Here is a 21,708-nt window from a genome sequence, read left to right as displayed (position 1 = left end):
TGCCCGATGCGCACCCACCAGAATGCGGGTTCGACGCAGTGTCTAACCCCCCATCGGAGGACATCGTGCGCAGACCACTCCAGGCATTGGCCTGCCTCGGAAGTCTCGCGGCATTGAGCTTCCCCGTCCCGGCCGCAGCGGACACCGCCGTCTCCTCCTCCGCCGCCGGAGCGGCCGGCGTCTCCGGTGCGGCCGGCGTCTCCGGTGCGGCCGCGTGCCGCGTCGTGGCCGCCAAGCCGCTCGTCGACGCCCAGGGCATGATCCGGGGAGCGGCCACCAGGTCCGGCTGCGGCGACCACACCCGCCTCCGGGTACGGATCACCAAGGTCACGCCCGGCCCGGACCGCGTCGTCAAGAGCGGCTCGCGCGTCCTCGCCAACGGCACGATCGCGGCCGGCCTGCGCTGCGTCCGCACCCCGGCCCGCTATTACGTGGTCGCGGTCGAGGAGGGCGGCCGGACCAGCCGATCCCGCACGGTCGGCCTGTCCTGTGCCCGCGTGACCCCGCCCACCACCACCGGCGGCGGCGCCTCCACCGTCGAGGAGGAGGTGGTCGCGCTGACCAACAAGGCGAGGACCGGGAACGGCTGCCGCCCCCTCACCCACGATCCCAAGCTCCACCTCGCCGCCGAACGCCACTCGGCCGCCATGGCCGCCCAAGGCTTCTTCGACCACACCGCCCCGGACGGCACCGACCCCGGCGACCGCATCCGGGCGGCCGGATTCACCCCGGTCCGGGCGTGGGGCGAGAACATCGCCATGGGACAGCGGACCGCCGCCCAGGTCGTCCAGGGCTGGCTCGACAGTCCGGGGCACCGGGCCAACATCATGAACTGCTCGTTCACCCACATCGGCGTCGGTCACGCGGCGAAGGGCCCGTACTGGACCCAGGACTTCGCCACCCACTGACCCCACCCGCCCCCGCCCCAGCAGCCGGCCCCACTCCGGTCCGCTGGTCCGCCCGCTCCTCCTGCCCCGTCTCCTCACCGCTCCTCTCGCCCCGTCTCCTCACCGCTCCTCTCCTTCCACTCCCGCCCCGTTCCCTCTCCGCTGCTCTCCGGCGGATCGGGCGTCGGGCCGCCGAGCCAGGGAGCGCCTGGCCTTCGCCGAGCGCGCCACCGCGCCGGTTCCCACCGCCCGCCACGGCGCTCCCCTCCCCGGCGGGCCCGGCCGCGACTCCCCCCGCACACGGACTCGCGACCGGGCCCGCCACCTCCCCTGTGACGGGGTGGGACATGAGCGGCCCGGGCGGGAAGAACCTCTGGTGAGAGCCATGACCGTTGGGGGTGGCCGGTGCACTGGCATGCCTACGTCTGGGTCGGGAACGGCGAGGACCGCGAGCGCGAGGACGAGCGGCGCCCCGGCTCGCCGGAGTTCGGCGCGTCCGACCTGCCGCCCATGCTGACCGGCGACTGGCTGGCCCGGCCCGCCTCCCGCGTCGCCGCGACCTTCGACGAGCCCGGCCACGCGCTGGAGTGGCTGTCGGGCCAGTACCGCCGGGTCGAGAGGTCGTTCCCGCTGCCGGACCGGGTGGGATTGCGGGCACGGCTCGACGGTGCGGCCGACGCGTTGCCGCGCGGGGTGGACGTGGTGTGGGGCGAGTGGCTGACGGGCGGACGGTTCGCGAGCATCGCGATGATCTGCTGCCCGAACCGGCACACGGCGCACCCGTGCCCGGTCCGCCGCCCCGCTGCCCACCATCGAGCGGGGACCGCCCGTCCCAGCCATCGGTACGCGCAGTGACACCGTGCTTCTGCCGGGCGCGGCGGGCGGTGAAAAGATCATCTCCTTCGGCACACGGGAGCGCGGTCCGCTCTGAAACCGCACCGCCGGTGGCAGGCGGTCAGGCGACGGGGATCCACGTGAACCCGCCGCCGGCCTGCGGTTCGGCCCGCCCGAAGACCACGTCGGCGAAGTGGCCGCCGTAGCCGATGGTGTCGGGGTGGCTCAGTTCCTCGACCAGGCGGCGGCGGTGCTCGGCGGACTCGGCCGGGTCGTGGTCGATCCCGCAGGACCATTCGGGGTGGGTGACCTGGATCGGCGCGTGCAGGGCGTCGCCGAACGCGATGAGCCGCCTGCCGCCGCCGGTGATGGTGTACGTGGTGTGGCCGACGGTGTGACCGGGCGCGAACGAGGCCCGGACACCGGGGAAGATCTCCTCGCCGTCCCCGATCGCGCGTACCCGGGATTCCATGACGGCGAGCCGCGGCTCGGCGGCGAGGTCTCGCCCCTCCCACTCGGGCGCCGCGACCAGATGGGCGGCGTGCGCGAAGGGCGGCGCGTCGTCACCGGGCGCGGCGCTCCAGGCCCAGCCCAGGTGGTCACTGTGCAGGTGGGTGATGGCGACGGCCTCGATCTGCTCCGGCGTACGGCCCAGCCGCCGCAGGCTGTCCAGCAGCTCACCGCCGTACAACCGGCCGAGCAGCGGGTTGGCCGGGTCGTCGGGATGGGACTCGGGTCCGAATCCGGCGTCGATGAGCAGCGCCCGGTCGCCTCGCTCGACCAGCAGCCCACCGATCCCCGCGACCAGGAAGCCGTCGTCGTCGAGGTGCTCGCGGTGGCTCGACCAGTCGGCGGCGGTGGCGGCCGGCAGCCAGCCGTACGGCTTGAGCCGGACCAGCCCGTCCGGGACGTAGGTGAGCGTCAGGTCGCCCAGGTGGAGCGAGCGGACGCGCGGGGCGCGGCTCAGTCGGGCGCGGTCGAAAGGAGTCGTGGTGGTGGTCATGATTCCTGCCTCATGCGTCATGGACGCCGCCGGGACGGCGGCACGAGCAGGACGTTACAACTAGAACGGTTCTAATTGCAATCATTCGAGTTGCAGTAGACTCGGGTCATGACCGATGTGCGCGAGACTCAGTCCCAGGCCGATCGCGAGCTTTGCGGACTGATCAACGGCCTGGCCAAACAGATCGAGGCGCACGTCCGGTCCCGCGCGGCCACCCTGGGCCTGACCGCCTCACAGGGCGTCGCGCTGCGCGAGCTGACCGGCCCCATGACCTTGCGCGAGCTCGCCGAACGGATGAGTTGCGAGCCCTCCAACGCCACCTTCGTCGCCGACCGCCTGGAAGAGCAGGGCTACCTCGAACGCCACCCGCACCCCGGCAACCGCCGCGCCAAGCAGCTCGTCCTGACGCCCGCGGGTGCCGAGCTGCGCGAACGCCTCCTGGGCCTGCTCTCCGAGGACTCCCCACTGGCCCCGCTCGCCCCCGAGGAGCAGGACACTCTCCAACGCCTCCTCGCCCGCGCCGTCGTCCGCTGACCCGCCCGCACCGGCAGAACGGGCGATGTTCATCGTCATCGCGGTGCCGTCACCAGCGACGGAAGCCCTGGAAGCGCGTCCTGGTCGTACCGGCTCCCTGGCCCCGCTTGCCCAAGCCCGGCAGCTTCCCCCGACACCGGTCGGCTTCGCCAAGGCCGGTCAGCTTCGCCAAGGCCGGTCGGCTTGGCCAAGGCCGGTCGGCTTGGCCAAGGCCGGTCGGCTTCCCCCAACGCCGGCCCCCAACGCCGGTCGGCTTCGCCAGGATCGGTGGGCACAACGCGTGCCGGAGTGGGTCTTCCCGCCGGATGCGCCGGGCGCTCCCCATCGGGTTCCGCTGAGCGGCCGGCGTCGCGGGGGTGCGGGGGCCGGCAGGCCCCCGCCTGGGGGTCGAAGGGGGCGAAGCCCCCTGGGGAGCACGCCTGAACGTCGAATCGCGCGAAGCGCGCCCCCTCGTGAAGACCTTGCTTCGGGGTTCTGTCAGTACTTCTTGATGTCCCAGTCGTGGGCGAGGGCCTTGCGGTTGTGGTCCGGGCAGACGGCGACCGACTGGCCGTCGATGCCCGGCTGCACCACGCGCCACGGGCCGTATACCTTCTTGGAGCCCGAGCTGGTGGGACACGTGGCGACGGCTCGCACGTACCCGGAGCCCCTGTCGCAGCTGGCCCACGTCTTGTAGTTCTGGTAGTACCAACCGCTGTGGCACCCGGACGGGACCGGTTCGGCAGAGGCTGTGCCGGGGGCGGCGGGAACGAGGATCCCCACGGTCGCGGCCGTCATCACGGCCATGATCGTCTTCTTCATGGAGATGATCTTAGGGAAGGCGTCAGGGATTTATCCGGCTTTTCGGACAGTGATGTCAGAACGGGCCGGGGCTCATCGTCGGCGCGGTGCCGCCAACACCGGTCGGTTTCGCAAGGCCGGTCTGCGCCACGCGGGTGCGGGAGTGGGTCTCCCTGGCGAATGCGCTGGGCGCCCCCCATCGGACTCCCTCGTGAAGGCCTTTGCCTTTCCGATTTCCCGAAATTTGGCGTTGTGCCAGGTCAGGGGGCGGCAATTTAGAGGTTCGCACGATATCGCCGCAGCCCCCGGTCCGGTTTACTCGGTTCCATGCGGCCCAAAGCGGAACTCCACCTGCACATCGAAGGCACCCTTGAGCCGGAGCTCGTCGTCGAGCTCGCCCGGCGCAACGGGGTCGAGCTGCCCACCTTCGACACCGAGGAGATCCGGGCCCGCTACGACTTCGCCGACCTTCAGTCGTTCCTGGACGTCTACTACGACAACATGGCGGTGCTCCGCACCGAGCAGGATTTCCACGACCTCGCCGCCGCCTACCTGCGCCGCGCCGAGGAGCAGGGCGTGCGCCACGCGGAGATCTTCTTCGACCCGCAGGCGCACCTGACGCGCGGTGTCCCGCTGGAGGCGGTCTTCTCCGGGCTGAGCGCGGCACTCGGCGACAGCCCGGTGTCGTCCGCGCTCATCCTGTGCTTCCTGCGCGACCGGGGCGCCGAGGAGGCCGAGGCCGTGCTGCGCGCGGCGCTGCCGTTCCGTGAGCAGTTCATCGGCGTGGGGCTGGACTCGGCGGAGGTGGGGCACCCGCCGTCGCTGTTCCGGCGCGTGTTCGACATCGCCGCCGGAGAGGGGCTGCGGCGGGTCGCCCACGCCGGCGAGGAGGGCGGCCCCGACTACGTGTGGGAGGCGCTGGACGTGCTCAAGGTCGAGCGGGTCGACCACGGCATCCGCTCGATGGAGGACCCCGAGCTCGTGGCGCGGCTGCGCGAGGAGCGGATCCCGCTGACGGTGTGCCCGCTGTCGAACGTGCGGCTGCGGGTCGTGCCCACGCTGCGCGAGCACATCCTGCCCGCGATGCTGGACGAGGGGCTGATGGTGACGGTCAACTCCGACGACCCGGCCTATTTCGGCGGGTACGTGGAGGACAACTACCGGGCGTTGCGCGACGAGCTCGGCATGACGGACGAGCAGCTCGACCGGATCGCCCGCAACTCGTTCGAGGCGTCGTTCGTCCCGGTGGACGCCTCGTCCTGAGCTTCGCGCCGCGCGTACATCGGCGCGAAAGCCCGTAGGGCCCGGCGCGCGTACGCCGGCGCGGGACCCTATGCGGGCCCCGCGTCGGCGGGCGGCCGACTAGGCCTTCAGCCAGCTCATCATCGGACGCAGCTTGGCGCCCGTCTTCTCGATCGGGTTGCCCGCGAGCTCCTCGCGGTGGCGCTGGAACTCCTTCTGGCCGCCGTCGAACTCCTCGACGAGCTGCCGGGCGAAGGTGCCGTCCTGGATCTCGCCGAGGATGCGGCGCATCTCCTGACGGGTCTCGTCGGTGATGACGCGCGGGCCGCGGGTGTAGCCGCCGTACTCGGCGGTGTCGGACACCGACCAGTACATCTTCGAGATGCCGCCCTCGTACATCAGGTCGACGATGAGCTTCATCTCGTGCAGGCACTCGAAGTAGGCGACCTCCGGCTGGTAGCCGGCCTCGATCAGGGTCTCGAAGCCCGCCTTGATCAGCTCGGACACGCCGCCGCACAGCACGGCCTGCTCGCCGAACAGGTCGGTCTCGGTCTCCTCGGTGAAGGTCGTCTTGAGCGCGCCGGCGCGGGTGCCGCCGATGCCCTTGGCGTACGACAGGGCGAGGTCGAGCGCCTTGCCGGAGGCGTCCTTCTCGACGGCGACGAGACACGGGACGCCGCGGCCCGCCTCGAACTGACGGCGCACGAGGTGGCCGGGGCCCTTCGGGGCCACCATGCAGACGTCGACGCCCTCGGGCGCCTCGATGAGGCCGTAGCGGATGTTGAGGCCGTGGCCGAAGAACAGCGCGTCACCCTCGACGAGGTTGGGCGCGACGTGCTCGGCGTACAGGTGGCGCTGGATGTGGTCCGGCGCCAGGATCATCGTGAGGTCGGCCTCCTCGACCGCCTCCGACGGCGTGAGGACGCGCAGGCCGTCGTTCTCCGCCTTCTCGCGGCTCTTGGAGCCCTCGGGAAGACCGACGCGCACGTCGACGCCGGAGTCACGCAGGGAGAGCGCGTGGGCGTGGCCCTGGCTGCCGTACCCCAGCACGGCCACGTGACGCCCCTGGATGATCGACAGGTCGGCCTGATCGTCGTAGAAGATCTCGGTCACTTGCATTAAACCTTTCAGGCGGTACGGTCCAGTGCCCTGAGGGACCGGTCGGTGATGGAACGGGCGCCGCGGCCGATGGCCACCATGCCCGACTGGACGAGCTCCTTGATCCCGAACGGCTCGAGGACCTTCACGAAGGCGTCGAGCTTGTCGGTGGTGCCGGTGACCTCGATGGTCACGGCGTCGGCCGCCACGTCGACGCAGCGGGCGCGGAAGAGCTGGACGAGCTCCAGCACGCTGGAACGGTTCTCGGCGTCGGCCTTGACCTTGATCAGCATCAGCTCGCGCTGGACGCACTGCGCCGGGTCGAGCTCGACGATCTTGAGGACGTTCACCAGCTTGTTGAGCTGCTTGGTGACCTGCTCCAGCGGCAGCTCCTCGACGTTGACCACGATGGTCATGCGGGAGATGTCGTCGTGCTCGGTCTGCCCGACCGCCAGCGAGTCGATGTTGAACCCGCGCCGGCTGAACAGCGCGGACACCCTGGCGAGCACACCGGGCTTGTTCTCCACAAGCACGGACAGCGTGTGCCTACTCATCCTCGTTCTCCCACGTCGGCGCCATGTCACGGGCGATCTTGATGTCGTCGTTGCTGGTGCCCGCCGCCACCATCGGCCACACCATCGCGTCCGCGTGGACGACGAAGTCGATCACGACGGGCACGTCGTTGATCTCCATGGCCTTCTCGATGATGGCGTCGACGTCCTCCGGACGCTCGCACCGCAGCCCCACACAACCATAGGCCTCCGCCAGCTTGACGAAGTCGGGGATCCGGCGCACGGACTGCAGGTCGGTGTTGGAGTAACGCTGGTCGTAGAACAGCGTCTGCCACTGGCGGACCATGCCCAGGTTGCCGTTGTTGATGATGGCGACCTTGACCGGCACGCCCTCCAGGGCGCAGGTGGCCAGCTCCTGGTTGGTCATCTGGAAGCAGCCGTCGCCGTCGATGGCCCACACCGTGGACTCGGGCCGGCCCATCTTGGCGCCCATCGCGGCCGGGACCGCGAAGCCCATGGTGCCGGCGCCGCCCGAGTTGATGAACGAGCCCGGCCTCTCGTACTTGACGAACTGCGAGGCCCACATCTGGTGCTGGCCGACGCCCGCCACGTAGAAGGCGTCGGGGCCGACGATCGCGCCCAGCCGCTCGATGACGTACTGCGGCGCCAGCGAGCCGTCGTCGTAGTCGTCGTAGCCCAGCGGATAGGTCTCCTTGTAGCCGTTGAGCAGCGTCCACCAGGCGGAGTAGTCGCCCCGCTGGTCGGAGCCCTCGATGGCGGCGATGAGGTCGCCGATGACCTCCTTGCAGTCGCCCACGATCGGCACGTCGGCGTGGCGGTTCTTGGAGATCTCGGCCGGGTCGATGTCGGCGTGGACCACCTTCGCGTACGGCGCGAACGTCTCCAGGTCGCCGGTCACCCGGTCGTCGAAGCGCACGCCCAGGCCGATGAGCAGGTCGGCCTTCTGCAGCGCGCCGACCGCGGCCACGGTGCCGTGCATGCCGGGCATGCCCAGGTGCTGGGGGTGGCTGTCGGGGAACGTGCCGCGCGCCATCAGCGTGGTGACCACGGGGATCTCGGTCAGCTCGGCCAGGCGGCGCAGCTCGGGGGCCGCGCCGGCCTTGTTGACGCCGCCGCCGACGTACAGGACCGGGCGCCGCGCCTCGGCGATCAGCTTGGCGGCCTCGCGGATCTGCTTGGAGTGGGGCCGGGTGACGGGACGGTAGCCGGGCAGCTGCATGACCGGCGGCCAGGAGAAGGTCGTCTCGGCCTGGAGGGCGTCCTTGGAGATGTCCACGAGCACGGGGCCGGGGCGGCCGGTGGAGGCGATGTGGAACGCCTCCATGATCGTGCGGGCGATGTCGGCCGGGTCGGTGACCAGGAAGTTGTGCTTGGTGATCGGCATCGTGATGCCGGAGATGTCCGCTTCCTGGAAGGCGTCGGTGCCGATCGCCTTGCTGGCCACCTGTCCCGTGATCGCCACGATCGGCACGGAGTCCATGTAGGCGTCGGCCAGCGGCGTCACCAGGTTGGTGGCGCCGGGGCCGCTGGTCGCCATGCAGACGCCGACCCGGCCGGTCGCCTGGGCGTAGCCCTCGGCCGCGTGGCCCGCGCCCTGCTCGTGCCGTACGAGCACGTGCCGGACCTTGGTCGAGTCGTAGAGGGGATCGTAGGCCGGGAGGATGGCGCCGCCCGGGATCCCGAACACGGTGTCGACTCCGACGTGCTCCAGAGCCCTGACGAGGGCCTGTGCACCTGTCATCCGTTCGGTCATCGGCTCGTTTCCTTGCGTGGCTGTCTCGTGAGGACATAAAAAATGCCCCTGCCCCACCGGAGAGGCGGGACCAAGGGGCGGCGCGCAGGTCGAAGTGCTTCGCTATCGGCCTGCGCGCCGGCGAAGTACTACGAGGATCTGCATGCGAAGCATGGCCTCACCATAGTCCCTCGCCGCGGGTGGGTGTCAACTTGATGGGACACGTGTCTCACACCGTGAGACTAGTCCTCATCAGCGAGTCCACTCCGCGGGCCGCCATCGGCCTGGCCACGAGGAAGCCCTGGCCTCGGGTGCAGCCCATCTCACGGAGGAGTTCGAGCTGCTCGGGCCGCTCGATCCCCTCGGCGACCACGATGAGCCCGAGGTCGTGGCCGAGCCGGACGATGGTCCGGGTGAGCAGGGTGAGGGTGTCGTCGCGGCCCAGCCCGGACACGAACGACGGGTCTATCTTGATCATGTCGACGGGGAGCTGCCGCAGGAACGCCAGCGAGGCGTACCCGGTGCCGAAGTCGTCGATCGCCAGCCGCACGCCGAGGGCGCGCAGCTCCGACAGGCGCCGGATGGTCTCCTCGGCGTCCTCGACGAGCATCTCCTCGATCACTTCCAGGGTGAGCGCCGAGGCGGGCAGCCCGCTCTCGCTCAGCGCCTCCTCGACCGTCTCGACGAAGCGCGGCGCGGTGATCTGCCGGGCCGACAGGTTGACCGACAGGCCGATGTCCCAGGAGGAGGCCCGCCAGGCGGCCACCTCGCGGCACGCCTCGCGCAGGATCCACTCGCTCAGCGGCACGATGAGCCCGGTGTCCTCGGCCGGGCCGAGGAACTGCTCCGGCGGTACGAACACCGACCCGCGCCACCAGCGCACCAGCGCCTCGACGGCGGTCACGCGGGAGGTGGCCAGGTCCACGACCGGCTGGTACTCGATGGCGAACTGCTGCTCGATCAACGCCCGCTGCAGGTCGGCGGCCAGCTCCAGGCGGCGCACCACGTCGGCGTGCATCTGCGCGGCGAACACCTCGACCCGGCGCCCGCCGAGCTCCTTGGCCCGGGCCATGGCCACGTCGGCGTTGCGGATGAGGTCGCCGGCGGGCAGCTCGTCCTCGGCGAAGGCGACGCCCACGCTGGCGGTCAGCGCCACGTCGCGGTCGGCCACCCGGAACGGCTCCTGCGAGACCGCCCGCAGCAGCCGCTCGGCCATGTCGACGGCGATCTGCGCCTCTCCCCCGGTCTCCACGAGCACCGCGAACTCGTCGCCGCCCCACCGGGCGAGCGTGTCGTCGGCTCGTACGGCGCCGCGCAGCCGGCGGGCGGCCTGCCCGAGCAGGTAGTCGCCGCTGGCGTGGCCCACGGAGTCGTTGACCGAGGTGAACCCGTCGAGGTCGAGGAAGATGACCGCGACCTGGCCGGCGCGGCCGGAGAGCACCTCGCGGGTGCGCTCCTCGAAGTAGGCGCGGTTGGGCAGGCCGGTGACGCCGTCGTGGAAGGTCAGGTGGGCCACCTGGTTGCGCAGGGCCTCCTCGTCGCTCACGTCGCGCGTGGTGACGAGCAGCAGGTCCTCGCCGCCCACGTGGCGGGTGGCGACCGACTCGGTCGGCCGCCAGGTGCCGTCGGCGGCCCGCACCCGGCAGGCGATCATGCAGGCGCCGGGGCTGCCGCCCTCGTCGTCGAAGCCCATCGCGCGCAGCGCCGCCTGGATGCCCGGCACGTCCTCGGGATGGATGTACTCGAAGATCGTGCCACCGACCAGGTCGTCGGGGCGGTAGCCGTAGGTGACCTCGACGCCGGCGCCGATCTCGCGCACGATGCCCTCGTAGTCACAGAGCAGGACCACGTCGCCGGTGCTCTCGGCCAGCTCGCGCAGCTGCCGGTCGCCGAGCGCGACCAGGCGGCGCAGCCGGACGTTGGCGCCCGACAGCACGAACACCCGGAACAGCAGCAGCAGGACCGCCGAGCCCGCCAGCAGCACCACGCCGGTGACCGGCTGGAAGGCCCGCATGCCCGCCAGGTGGACGAGCAGCGTGACGGTGGCCACGCCCACGAGCACCAGCGGCACGAGCGCGATCACGTTGCCGACCGACGTCCCGCCGGACGGCGGACCGGACTCGCGCACCGCCCACGGCACGGCGGCCAGCAGCAGGAACGCCATCGGCGCGAGCATGACGCTCCACACCGGCGGCACGGTGTCGGTCAGCCGGGCGACGGCCTCGGCGATCCCGGCGACCGTGGTGGTGGCCAGCACCCCCACCCCGGCCACGGCCGGCGGCGCCGCGCGCCCCCTGACGGCCGACGGCACCGCCGCGCAGGTCACGAGCAGCGCCAGCATCGGCGGGAGCATGGTGAAGGTGAACGTCGCCGGGTCCGCCTGCTCGTACACCCGGCGCAGCGCCACCACCCAGCCGATCAGGAACAGCGAGACCGCGCACAGGTAGGAGTCCGTGACGAGCCGTAAAACGGCGGTGCCCGACAGGGAACGGCCGCTCGCGATGAGCGCGCCGCCGGCCAGCAGGACAGTGCCGACCAGGACGAGCAGGTCGGCGAAGCTCACCATGAGGCCGGTGTTCTCGGCGACCGGCCGCAGGGCCACGCCGCCGGCCCAGACGACGGCGCCGCCGCCCATCCAGCGGGTGCCCGTCGCCGTCGCGCGGTGGTCGCCCAGCCGCGCGGAGGTGGTGAGCAGGGAGACGGCGGCGAGCAGCGCCGCGAGGACGCCGGCGACCGCGCCGGTGACCGAGGTCTGACCGCCCACGAGGAGCGCAGCCGCGAACCCAGCCACACCGGTCGCCGCGGCGGCGGTCAGCGGTGCACGTGGATCACGCCAGCGGATCACAGTCGTCGCCCATCCCGTCTCGAACTCGCTCAGTGACCGCCGAAGGCCGTCGGCCACATCGCCAGTGTGTGCGGTCGCGCGGGCCCGGGTGGTGACAACGCCTATGTCGTCACCGATCTGATAACCGCGCGGACCAATCTGCTCCGAGAACTATCTTGACAGTGAGTCAGGAATCGTTGGTAGAAGCAACCGTACGCACCGAAGGTCACGGTGCAGCCACTTTCCGGAATCCTCTCAGTACGCGTCGCCGCTGCTTGTCGGCCTATGCCCGCTCCGGGGGTCAGTACGCGTCCGTGATGACGTTGTTGAGCGGCTCTCCCGCGAGGTGGCGCAGGAGCTGCGAGCGGACCAGCCGCAGCAGCCGGCGGCCGGAGGCGGGGGTGCTGCCGGCGACGTGCGGCGTGATCAGCACGCCGGGGGCGCTCCACAGCGGGTGCCCGGCGGGCAGCGGCTCCGGCGCGGTCACGTCGAGGGCGGCGCGCAGCCGCCCGGTCTTCAGCTCGGCGACCAGCGCGTCGGTGTCGACGATCCCGCCGCGGGCGGCGTTGACCAGCACCGCGCCGTCCTTCATCCGGGACAGGAACGCCGCGTCGGCCATGCCGGCCGTGTCGGCCGTGGCGGGCACGAGCAGGACGACTACGTCGGCCTCGGGCAGCAGCGCGGGCAGCTCGTCCATGCCGTGGACCCGGCCGTGCTCGCCGTCGCGGGCCGTGCGCGCCACGCGGACGACCTCGACCTCGAAGCCGTCGAGCCGCCGCTCCAGCGCGGCGCCGATGGAGCCGTAGCCGACGATCAGCACGGTGGCGTCGGCCAGCACGCCGGTGTGGTGGTAGGTCCACTCGCCGCGCCGCTGCGCGTCCACGAACCCGGGGAACTCCCGCAGCACCGCGATCATGGCGCCGACCGCCCACTCGGCCGTGCCCGCGTCGTGGACGCCGCGGGCGTTGCACAGCACCGCGCCGTGCGGCACGTACGGCCGGTACGGCTCCACGCCGGCCGTCACCGTCTGCAGCAGGCGCAGCGAGGTCATCCGGGCCAGGATGCCCGGCACGTCGGGCACCGTGACGAGCGGCGGGATCCAGACCTCGACCTCCTCGACGCCCTCGGGCAGAGGCCCGGAGCCGTCGTAGACCACGCACTCCACGCCGGGGAGGTCGGACAGGACATCGGCCACCGCGTCGGAAGGAACCCAGATCCTCATGCCGAGAACCTTACGACCTGCGGGGAAGTATGAACCATATGCGGAAGCTCAGGAAGATCCTTCTGGTGGCGGGGCTGGCGGTGGCCGTGGGGGCGTGCTCGGCCACGGGCGGAACGGCGAGCGGCGAGGCCGCGACGGCGCCGCCCCCCGCTGATCAGCCCTCGACGGCGGCGGATGACCCGGGCAGGGGCTCCCCGCCGCGCGACATCGCGCAGCCGGGCGAGCCGCGCACCGTCGCCCGCGACCTGGCGGTGCCCTGGGCGATGGCGTTCCTGCCGGGCGGCGACGCCCTGGTGACCGAGCGCGACACGGCGCGGCTGCTGCGGGTCACGCCCCGGGGGCGCGTCACCGAGGTGGCGACCGTGGACGGAGTGGAGCCCCACGGCGAGGGCGGGCTGATGGGCGTGGCGGTGAAGGGCGAGGAGGTGTTCCTCTACTTCACGGCCGCCGAGGACAACCGGATCGTGCGCTACCCGTTCGCCGGCGGCCGGCTGGGCGCGCCCAGGGTGATCGTGCGGGGCATCCCCAAGGGCGGCATCCACAACGGCGGCCGGCTCGCGTTCGGTCCCGACGGCTACCTGTACGCCACCACGGGCGAGACCGGCCACGACCAGCTCGCCCAGCGGCGTGACTCCCTGGGCGGCAAGATCCTGCGCATGACCACGGACGGCGCGCCCGCGCCCGGCAACCCGTTCGGCACGCTCGTGTACAGCCTCGGCCACCGCAACGTGCAGGGCCTGGCCTGGGACCCGTCGGGCCGCCTGTACGCCTCGGAGTTCGGCCAGAACGCCTGGGACGAGCTCAACCTCATCAGGCCGGGCGCCAACTACGGCTGGCCGGAGGTCGAGGGCCGCGGCGACGACCCGCGCTTCACCAACCCCGTGCTGACCTGGCACACCTCCGAGGCGTCGCCGTCGGGCCTGGCCTACGCGGGCGGGTCGCTGTGGATGGGCGCGCTGCGCGGCCGGCGGCTGTGGCAGATCCCGCTGGACGCGAACGGGCGGGTGGGACGTCCCGTGGCCCGCTTCACGGACGTCTACGGCCGGCTGCGCGGCGTGGCGGCGGCGCCCGACGGGACGCTGTGGGTGTCGACCAGCAACAAGGACGGGCGCGGCTCACCCCGCGCGGGCGACGACCGCATCCTGTCGGTGCCGCTGCGCACCCCGTAGCGCCCTACTCGGCGGCGCAGATCACCTGGGCCTGCGGGCGGTACTTGGTGGTCTGCTTGCGGTCGCGTTTGACCTCTTTGCCGTCGTTGACGAACACCCGGGTGACGTCGATCGTGAAGCCCTGCGCCCCGGCGGTGGGCACGCATCCCGGCTGGCTGCTGGTCTGGGTGCGGAACGGGGTGAAGTCCCGCTTCTCGGACTCGACCGCCTGGACCTTGTCGTAGCGCCGGGTGCTCCACAGGGTGACCGTCACCGACGTGCCGGTGGCGGCGGTCTTGATGAGCACCCCGTAGTCGGAGTCGTTGCGCCACTTCAGGTCGCGGTCCGGGTAGAGGAGCGCCGCGTCGCGGCCGGCCGGGTAGCGGACGGCGTAGTAGTCCATGGGCGTGCGCTCGACCTCCTCGAACCCGGCGAAGTAGGCCGCGTTGTAGAGGGTGGTGGCGAACTGGGAGACGCCGCCGCCGACGATGTTGACGAGCCGGCCGCCGACGATCTGCCCGGCCTCGACGTAGCCGCCCTCGCGGGTGCGCTCGCCGGTGGCGTCGTTCAGGGAGAACGTCTGGCCCGGCCGCACCACGACGCCGTCGAGGTCGGCGGCCATCCGCTGGATGTTGGTGGCGCGCGGCTGGCAGCACTCGAACGTGGTGGTGAACTCCCCCACGTTCTCCTTGATGCCGAGGCCGCTCACCTGGCTGGTCGCGACCGCCGGCTTGACCGTGGCCAGCTTCACGGGGATGACCCGGCTGCCCTGCCCGGCGACCACCTTGGCCACGTCGTCGGCGAGCCGCTCGGGGTCCACGCCCCGGCCGGCGCGGGCGGGGACGAGGACGGGCCTGCCGTTGACGATGTCGTACGTGGCGTCGCGGGGGGCCTGCGCCTCGTCGATGAGGCCCTTCTCCACCGTGGCCAGAGCCTTCTCGGCGTCGAAGCGCGGCACGAGCTCGCCGTCCTCGCCGGCGGTGAAGGTGAGGCTGGCGGCGATCGTGGCGGGCGGGATCTGGGCCTGCCTGCCGCCGAGCGCCAGCGTGATGGGGGCCGCGACGGCCCGCTCGGCCAGGGCCCTGGCCTTGGCGACGGTCGCGGGGGTGCTCTCGGGGTGGGCGGGCCGCAGGGCGAGGACGACCGAATTGCGGCCGGCGCGGAAGGCGGCGTCGATGGCGCGGACCGCGTCGTCGCGGTCGAGCAGCACGCCGTCGCGCGGCTCGGTCACGACCGGGCGCAGTCCCGCGAAGGCCACCCTGCCCTCGCGCGGGACCTTGTCGTGGCTCTCGGCGAGCCCTTCGACGGTGCGGGTGAGCTGGGAGAGGTCGAGGGTGACCTTCGGCTCCAGGTCGGTGGTGCCGGTCAGCCCGCGCCACACCTCCATGGGGCCGGGGAAGCCGCTGCGGGCCTGGCCGATCGTGCCGACCACGTCGAGCTCCAGCCCGGCGTCCTCGGCCTGGATGATCTCCTTCTGGCCGCCGATGTCCACGGTGACGGGCTTGTTGAGCTTGACGCCCAGCTTGTCACGGAGCTTGTCGGCCGCCTGGGTGACCGTCAGACCGCCGATGTCCACGCCGCCGACGCGGGTGCCGCGTAACACCGATCCCGCCATCAGCACGGCCGGCACCAGGTACGCGAGCAGGGCCAGCACCACGACGACCACCAGCACGGCGGGCAGCAGGCGGCCGCGGCGCGAGGGCTCGGGTTCGAGGAGGACGGGCGACGGGTCGGGCTGCTCGGGAAGGCCGAAGGTGGCGGCGCGGGAGGTCTCGGCCCGGGGCCGGCTCACCGGCCATGGCTGCACGGGGGCCGCCATCGGGGGCAGCGCGCTCTTGCCGGGGCCGCCGGCCGGGCCGTCGTCGGCGCCGTCCGGGGCGCCGCCGTTCTGGGAGCCGTTCGCGGGGCCGCCCTGTCCGGGGGGCGGCGCGGGGCGCGGTTGCGGCGCCGGGGGGCCGAAGATGTCGGGTGACACGCCGGGAGGCAGGCCCTCGATCCGCGGCCTCCTGCTCGTGGTGCCCGAGCTGGGCAGGGGGACCGAGGAGAAGGGGTCTGTCGGCGAGTCGATCGGCCCGGCGTTACGCACGCCTCAATCTCCTCCCGCTACGCTGCCACATCTTCAGGCAACAGTAAGGCACGCGCATCTGGATATGTCACGGAATACGGCTACGGATGGGTGTCAACCTCTCCACTGGTAGCGATGTTCGGGACGTCCCGCCGTGCCGTACCTGGGCCTCAGCTCGGCCCGGCCCTCCGCGCACAGGTACTCCAGGTACCGGCGGGCGCTGACCCGCGACAGGCCGGCCAGCTCGGCCGTCTCCGCCGCCGACAGGTCGCCGCCCGCCTCGCGCAGCGTCTCGGCGACCAGCGCGCAGGTGGCCGGCGACAGGCCCTTGGGCAGGGACGCGGCCGAGGAAGGCGTGCCGAACAGCCGGTCCACCTCGTCCTGCCGGGCCTCGGGGCCGATGGAGGTGAGCTGCCTCCTGGTCTCGGCGTACTGGCGGAGCCGCTCGGCCAGGGCGTCGGCGGTGAACGGCTTGATCAGGTAGTTGACGGCGCCGCGCCGCATGGACTCCCGGACCGTGGGCACGTCGCGGGCCGCGCTGATCACCAGGGCGTCGGTGTCGCGCAGGTCCTTCAGCACGTCGAGACCCGACATGTCGGGCAGGTAGATGTCGAGCAGGACGAGGTCGGGCCGGTGCCGGGCCGCCTCGGCGAGCGCGTCGGCCCCGGTGTGCGCCGTCGCGACCACCCGGAAGCCGGGGACGCGGGCCACGTACCCGCTGTGGATGCGCGCCACCATGAAGTCGTCGTCCACGACGAGCACCCGGATCTCGGTCCGCTCGTCCCACGCGGGCGGCACGGGAGGCGCCGGTGACACGGGCGGCACTGTGGCCTCCGGGTCGCGCGTCATCGGGCCGCCACCGCCTCGGCCGGGGGCGGCAGCAGGGCCGTGAAGACCGCGCCCCGCTCGTTGCGCACCTTCACCCAGCCGCCCCGGCGCAGGCACGCCTGCCGGGTCAGCGCCAGGCCGAGCCCGCGCGGCCCCGAATGGGCGGCCTTGGTGGTGAACCCCTCCCGGAACACCTCCTCCACCAGGTCCGGCGCGATGCCGGGGCCGGAGTCGCCCACCCGCACCCGCAGCCCGTCCGCGCCGGCCCGTACGGACACCTCGATCGTGCCGGGCGCGCCGTCCAGCGCGTCGATCGCGTTGGCCACCAGGTTGCCGACCACGAGGACGGCGTCGCGCGGGTCGCCGAGCGAGCCCTCGGGCACGGCGGAGTCGTCGGCCAGGACCAGCCGGGCGCTGCGCTCGGCCGCCTCGGCGGACTTGGCCAGCAGCAGCGCGGCGAGCGTCGGCTCCTGGACCCGTTCGCGCAGGTCGGCGGCATACGCGGTGCCGGTGCCGCGGGTGATGAAGCCGATCGCGGCGTCGTGCTCCCCCAGCTCCAGCAGCCCGACGACCGTGTGCATGCGGTTGGCGAACTCGTGCGCCTGGGCCCGCAGCGCCTCGGTCGCGCTGCTGGTGTCGTCCAGCTCGCGGGCCAGGCGTACCAGCTCGGTGCGGTCGCGCAGGGTCACCACCCAGCCGCGGTGCTGGCCGCGTACGGACACGGGAGTGCGGTTGAGCACCAGCACGCGGTCGCCGTGCAGCACGATCCGGTCCTCGCCCGGGTCGGCGCCGCCGAGCACGTCGCGCATGCGGCCGGAGACCGGCAGGCGGGTCAGGTCCGCGCCCACGAGGTCGTCGCCCGCGAGGTCGAGCAGCTCGCGGGCGGCGTCGTTGACCAGTGTCACCCGGCCCGCGAGGTCGAGGGCGAGCACGCCCTCCTTCACGCCGTGCAGTACGCCCTCGCGCTGCTCCAGCAGCGCGGCGATCTCCCCCGGCTCCAGCCCGAACGTCTGCCTGCGCACCCGCGCGGTGATCAGCGCGGCGGCGGCCAGCCCCGACACCAGGACGGCCAGCGCGGTCCACAGCAGCGGCGGCAGCGCGTCGGCGAGCTGGCCGGTGACGGTGGTCTGCAGCACGCCGACCGACACCAGGCCGATGACCTCGCCGTACTCGTCGAAGACGGGCGCCTTGCCGCGCACGGTGGTGCCGATGGTGCCGGTCTCGGTGCCGACCCAGCTCCGGCCGGTGTTCAGCACGGTGGTGCCGTCGGTGGACAGCTTGCGGCCGATCAGCGCGGTGTTGGGGTGGGCGTAGCGGGTCTGCTCGCGGTTGGCGATCACCACGTAGTCGGCGCCGGTGGAGTGCTGGACGCTGACCGCGAGCGGCTGGAGCACCGTCTCGGGGTTCCTCAGGTCGAACGCGTCGCGCACCTGCGGCAGCGCGGCGACGGACTGGGCGATGGCCAGGGCGCGCTGCTCGTGCAGCGCGTCGAGCTGGTCGCGGGTGTGCTCGGCCCACACGCCGGCGGTGCCCCCGACGGCGAGCAGCACGATCACCATCTGGAGCACGAAGAGCTGCGTCCCGAGGGACGCGTCGCGTACTCGTCTCACCCGACTCATGGAAACACCCGCAGGTCACAGCGGGGTAGCGACCAAAAAGACCTAAATGACTACTACCAGATAAAGCTCGACTCCTCGCGGGACGGACCTCACCATCCAGGTTTCATACCGTGAAATCCCCCCTTGGAGTTCTCATGCGGATGCGTATACTCGCCGCCCTCGCGGCGATCTCCCTCGCCGCGCTGACCGGCTGCGGCGAGAACGCCGGTGGCGGCGGCGCCTCGGGCGGCACCGGCACCCTGCGGATCATGGCGCCCGCCTCGCCCGGCGGCGGCTGGGACCAGACCTCCCGCGTGGCCGAGCAGGCGCTCAAGGCCGCCGACCCCAAGCGCAGGGTCGAGGTCTACAACGTCCCCGGCGCGGGCGGCACCATCGGCCTGTCCCAGCTCGCCGGCGAGAAGGGCAACGGCAACCTGCTGATGACCATGGGCCTGGTCATGCTCGGCGCGATCGAGCAGAACAAGTCCAAGGTCACCCTCGCCGAGACCACGCCCATCGCCAAGCTGACCGAGGAGTACGAGATCGTCGTGGTCCCGGCCGACTCCCCGCTCAAGCAGCTCTCCGACCTGGTCGCCGCCTGGAAGGCGGACCCGGCCAAGGTGTCGGTCGCCGGCGGCTCGGCGGGCGGCACCGACCACATCGTGGCCGGCCTCATGGCCAAGGCCGCGGGCGTCGACCCCAAGAAGGTCAACTACATCGCCCACTCCGGCGGCGGCGAGGCGCTGAACGCGCTGCTCGGCGGCAAGGTCACGATCGGCATCTCGGGTGTCGGCGAGTTCGCCGAGCACGTCAGGTCGGGCAAGCTGCGCGCCCTGGGCATCACCTCCGCCCAGCCGATCTCCGGCCTCGACGCGCCCACCCTCAAGGAGGGCGGCCTGGACGTCGAGCTGGCCAACTGGCGCGGCATGGTGGCCCCCGGCGGGATCAGCGAGGGCGACAAGAAGGCCCTGACCGACCTGGTCACCAAGATGCACGACGCGCAGCCGTGGAAGGACGCCGTCGCCAAGAACGGCTGGATCGACTCCTTCCAGACCGGCCAGCAGTTCGCCGACTACCTCAACGCCGAGCAGGCCCGGGTCAAGGGCATCATCGCCGAGATGGGGCTCGTGTCCTGATGTCCTCCCCAGACACACCCGTACGCGCCCCCTCGGGGGAGCCCACGGCCGGGGAGGAGCCGCCCCGCCGGTGGCGGCCCGAGCTGGTGCTCGCCCTCGTGGTGCTGGCGCTGGGCGTGCTCGTCATCGTCGGCACGCTCAACGTCTCGGCGGCGGCCTCCCAGCTCGGCATCGGCCCGCGGTTCTTCCCCACCCTGGTCGGCGGCGCGATGATCGTCATCGGCGTGTTCTACGTCATCGACGTGCTGCGCGGCGGCCAGGGCGACCCGGAGGAGAGCGAGGACGTCGACGCCGGCGCCCCCGCCGACTGGCGCAGCGTCGCCCTGGTGAGCGGGATCTTCCTGGCGTTCGTCACCGTGCTCAACGTCGTCGGCTGGATCATCGGCTCGGCCCTGCTGTTCTTCGGGCTGTCCGTGGTCCTCGGCGCCGGGCACAAGGTGCGCGCGGCGGTCGTCGGGGTGGTCCTGGGGCTCGTGACGTACCTGCTGTTCGTCAAGGGGCTGGGCGTGACGCTGCCGGCCGGCTGGCTGAGGGGGGTGCTGTAGGTGGACTCGCTCCAGCTCCTGATCGACGGGTTCGGCGCCGCGCTGACCCCCGTCAACCTCCTGTACGCGCTGGTCGGCGTCACGCTCGGCACGCTCGTCGGCGTCCTGCCCGGCATCGGCCCGGCCATGACCGTGGCCCTGCTGCTGCCGATCACGTTCACGGTGCCGCCCGCGAGCGCGTTCATCATGTTCGCCGGCATCTACTACGGCGGCATGTACGGCGGCTCGACCACGTCCATCCTGCTCAACACGCCCGGCGAGTCGTCATCGATGATCACCGCGCTGGAGGGCAACAAGATGGCCCGGCGCGGGCGGGCCGCGCAGGCCCTGGCCACGGCCGCCATCGGCTCGTTCGTGGCGGGCACGATCGCGACCGCGCTGCTCGTCGTCGCCGCCCCGGCGGTGGTGGCCTTCGCGATCTCGTTCGGGCCGGAGGACTACTTCGCGCTGGCGATCCTCGCCTTCACCGCCGTGTCGGCCGTGCTGTCGCGCTCGCTCGTGCGCGGCCTGGCCTCGCTCGGGCTCGGCCTGGTCATCGGGCTCATCGGCATCGACCAGCAGACCGGGCAGGCGCGCCTGACCATGGGCGTCCCGCAGCTCCTCGACGGCATCGACGTGGTGATCGTCGCGGTCGGGCTGTTCGCGCTCGGCGAGGCGCTGTACGTGGCCTCCCGGCTGCGCCACTCCACGCCCGAGGTGGTGCCCGTGGGCCGGGCCTGGATGGGCCGCGCCGACTGGGCCCGCTCGTGGAAGCCGTGGCTGCGCGGCACCGCGCTCGGCTTCCCGTTCGGCGCGCTGCCGGGCGGCGGCGCCGAGATCCCCACCTTCCTGTCGTACGCGGCCGAGAAGAAGCTGGCCCGCGGCACGGCCCGTGAGGAGTACGGCAAGGGCGCCATCGAGGGTGTGGCGGGGCCGGAGGCGGCCAACAACGCCTCCGCCGCGGGCACGCTCGTGCCGCTGCTGACGCTGGGCCTGCCCACGTCGGCGACGGCCGCCATCCTGCTGGCGGCCTTCCAGCAGTACGGCCTGCAGCCCGGACCGCAGTTGTTCGACCACAACCCGGCGCTGGTGTGGGGCATGATCGCGTCGCTGTTCATCGGCAACACGATGCTGCTGGTGCTCAACCTGCCGCTCGCCCCGCTGTGGGCGCGGGTGCTGCGCATCCCCCGGCCCTACCTGTACGCCGGGATCGTGGTGTTCGCCGCCCTCGGCGTCTACGCGCTGAACGGGACCGTGGTGGACCTGGTCGTGCTGTACGTGCTCGGGCTGCTCGGGTTCGCGATGCGCCGCTTCGGGCTGCCGGTCGCCCCGGCCGTCATCGGCATGATCCTCGGCCCGATGGCGGAGATCCAGCTCCGCCGGGCCCTGGCCATCGGCGCCGGCGACGTGAGCGTGCTGGTCAAGAGCCCGGTCGCGGTGGTGCTGCTGCTGCTCGCCTTGGGGGCGCTGCTCACGCCGCTGGTGCGCAAGCTGGCCGTGCGCAGGGAACTCGCGCCGACCGTGATCCACGAGGAGGACTGACGCCGGCCGCGGACGTTCACGCGGCCGGGGATCGACTCCGGCCGAAGAAGGTCACGCGGCCGAGGATCGACTCCGGCCGAAGAAGATCACGCGGTCGAGGATTGACGCGCCGTCTCAGGGGCACTGCGATCAGTGCTTCAAGGGAGCGTCCAGGGGATGTGCCGAAAGGCCCCGCCGA

At 72.2% G+C, this 21,708-nt stretch carries 18 protein-coding genes; 8 read left to right on the top strand and 10 right to left on the bottom strand.

What is annotated here, in order from left to right; all coding sequences use genetic code 11:
• Positions 1-113 precede the first annotated feature (113 nt).
• Together HD595_RS24615 and HD595_RS24610 are read left to right on the top strand one after the other, a co-directional pair.
• Positions 114-908, top strand: coding sequence for a CAP domain-containing protein (locus tag HD595_RS24615; protein WP_253772864.1), 795 nt, complete (start codon positions 114-116; stop codon positions 906-908).
• A gap of 384 nt (positions 909-1,292) precedes the next feature.
• Positions 1,293-1,742, top strand: coding sequence for a hypothetical protein (locus tag HD595_RS24610; protein WP_253772862.1), 450 nt, complete (start codon positions 1,293-1,295; stop codon positions 1,740-1,742).
• Between the two features lie 100 nt (positions 1,743-1,842).
• Here the strand turns inward: HD595_RS24610 and HD595_RS24605 are convergent, their stop codons facing one another.
• Positions 1,843-2,724 (bottom strand): MBL fold metallo-hydrolase, encoded by an 882-nt coding sequence (locus HD595_RS24605; protein ID WP_253772859.1) that lies wholly within the window; start codon positions 2,722-2,724, stop codon positions 1,843-1,845.
• 108 nt (positions 2,725-2,832) lie between these two features.
• Between HD595_RS24605 and HD595_RS24600 the strand changes: the two genes are divergently transcribed.
• Positions 2,833-3,258, top strand: coding sequence for a MarR family winged helix-turn-helix transcriptional regulator (locus HD595_RS24600; protein ID WP_253772857.1), 426 nt, complete (start codon positions 2,833-2,835; stop codon positions 3,256-3,258).
• A 477-nt stretch (positions 3,259-3,735) separates the two neighbouring features.
• Here HD595_RS24600 and HD595_RS24595 read toward each other — a convergent pair whose 3' ends face one another.
• On the bottom strand, positions 3,736-4,059 hold the full coding sequence (locus HD595_RS24595; protein WP_253772854.1) for a hypothetical protein: 324 nt from the start codon (positions 4,057-4,059) through the stop codon (positions 3,736-3,738).
• A 306-nt stretch (positions 4,060-4,365) separates the two neighbouring features.
• On the opposite strand from HD595_RS24595, the gene HD595_RS24590 reads away from it, so the two are divergent.
• Entirely contained in the window at positions 4,366-5,301 is a 936-nt protein-coding gene (locus HD595_RS24590) for an adenosine deaminase (RefSeq protein ID WP_253772842.1), read from the top strand.
• A 99-nt stretch (positions 5,302-5,400) separates the two neighbouring features.
• Here the strand turns inward: HD595_RS24590 and ilvC are convergent, their stop codons facing one another.
• The 5 genes from ilvC to HD595_RS24565 form a co-directional block, all read right to left on the bottom strand.
• Positions 5,401-6,384, bottom strand: a complete 984-nt coding sequence (gene ilvC / locus HD595_RS24585; RefSeq protein ID WP_253781297.1) for a ketol-acid reductoisomerase — start codon at positions 6,382-6,384, stop codon at positions 5,401-5,403.
• Between the two features lie 23 nt (positions 6,385-6,407).
• Entirely contained in the window at positions 6,408-6,932 is a 525-nt protein-coding gene (gene ilvN / locus HD595_RS24580) for an acetolactate synthase small subunit (protein ID WP_175592387.1), read from the bottom strand.
• The gene (locus HD595_RS24575) at positions 6,925-8,664 is read right to left on the bottom strand and encodes an acetolactate synthase large subunit (RefSeq protein WP_253772841.1); all 1,740 of its coding nucleotides are present in this window, start codon (positions 8,662-8,664) and stop codon (positions 6,925-6,927) included. Before HD595_RS24575 ends, ilvN begins: the two co-directional genes overlap by 8 nt.
• Positions 8,665-8,872: 208 nt before the next feature.
• A complete protein-coding gene (locus HD595_RS24570; RefSeq protein ID WP_253772839.1) occupies positions 8,873-11,545 on the bottom strand; it encodes a putative bifunctional diguanylate cyclase/phosphodiesterase in 2,673 nt (890 codons plus the stop codon).
• Positions 11,546-11,768: 223 nt separating this feature from the next.
• Positions 11,769-12,689 (bottom strand): 2-hydroxyacid dehydrogenase, encoded by a 921-nt coding sequence (locus HD595_RS24565; RefSeq protein WP_253772838.1) that lies wholly within the window; start codon positions 12,687-12,689, stop codon positions 11,769-11,771.
• 38 nt (positions 12,690-12,727) lie between these two features.
• Here HD595_RS24565 and HD595_RS24560 point away from each other — a divergent pair, with 38 nt between their 5' ends.
• On the top strand, positions 12,728-13,858 hold the full coding sequence (locus HD595_RS24560) for a PQQ-dependent sugar dehydrogenase (protein ID WP_253772837.1): 1,131 nt from the start codon (positions 12,728-12,730) through the stop codon (positions 13,856-13,858).
• Between the two features lie 4 nt (positions 13,859-13,862).
• Here the strand turns inward: HD595_RS24560 and HD595_RS24555 are convergent, their stop codons facing one another.
• The 3 genes from HD595_RS24555 to HD595_RS24545 form a co-directional block, all read right to left on the bottom strand.
• A complete protein-coding gene (locus HD595_RS24555; RefSeq protein ID WP_253772836.1) occupies positions 13,863-15,923 on the bottom strand; it encodes a VanW family protein in 2,061 nt (686 codons plus the stop codon).
• A gap of 93 nt (positions 15,924-16,016) precedes the next feature.
• Complete coding sequence (locus tag HD595_RS24550) at positions 16,017-16,640, bottom strand: response regulator (protein WP_246366164.1); 624 nt, start codon at positions 16,638-16,640, stop codon at positions 16,017-16,019.
• Positions 16,641-16,747: 107 nt separating this feature from the next.
• Positions 16,748-18,349, bottom strand: coding sequence for an ATP-binding protein (locus tag HD595_RS24545; protein ID WP_253772835.1), 1,602 nt, complete (start codon positions 18,347-18,349; stop codon positions 16,748-16,750).
• A 134-nt stretch (positions 18,350-18,483) separates the two neighbouring features.
• Here HD595_RS24545 and HD595_RS24540 point away from each other — a divergent pair, with 134 nt between their 5' ends.
• Genes HD595_RS24540 through HD595_RS24530 form a run of 3 tightly spaced genes read left to right on the top strand, consistent with a single transcriptional unit; the run spans position 18,484 to position 21,530 of the window.
• Positions 18,484-19,464 (top strand): Bug family tripartite tricarboxylate transporter substrate binding protein, encoded by a 981-nt coding sequence (locus HD595_RS24540; RefSeq protein WP_253772834.1) that lies wholly within the window; start codon positions 18,484-18,486, stop codon positions 19,462-19,464.
• Entirely contained in the window at positions 19,464-20,009 is a 546-nt protein-coding gene (locus HD595_RS24535; protein WP_253772832.1) for a tripartite tricarboxylate transporter TctB family protein, read from the top strand. Before HD595_RS24540 ends, HD595_RS24535 begins: the two co-directional genes overlap by 1 nt.
• Positions 20,010-21,530, top strand: a complete 1,521-nt coding sequence (locus HD595_RS24530) for a tripartite tricarboxylate transporter permease (RefSeq protein WP_253772831.1) — start codon at positions 20,010-20,012, stop codon at positions 21,528-21,530.
• Positions 21,531-21,708: the final 178 nt, after the last annotated feature.

Source organism: Nonomuraea roseoviolacea subsp. carminata (assembly GCF_024172185.1).
In the GTDB taxonomy this organism is placed as follows: Bacteria; Actinomycetota; Actinomycetes; order Streptosporangiales; family Streptosporangiaceae; genus Nonomuraea; species Nonomuraea roseoviolacea.
Note: the sequence above shows the minus strand (reverse complement) of the source record. Positions and strands in the feature narration are given on the sequence as shown.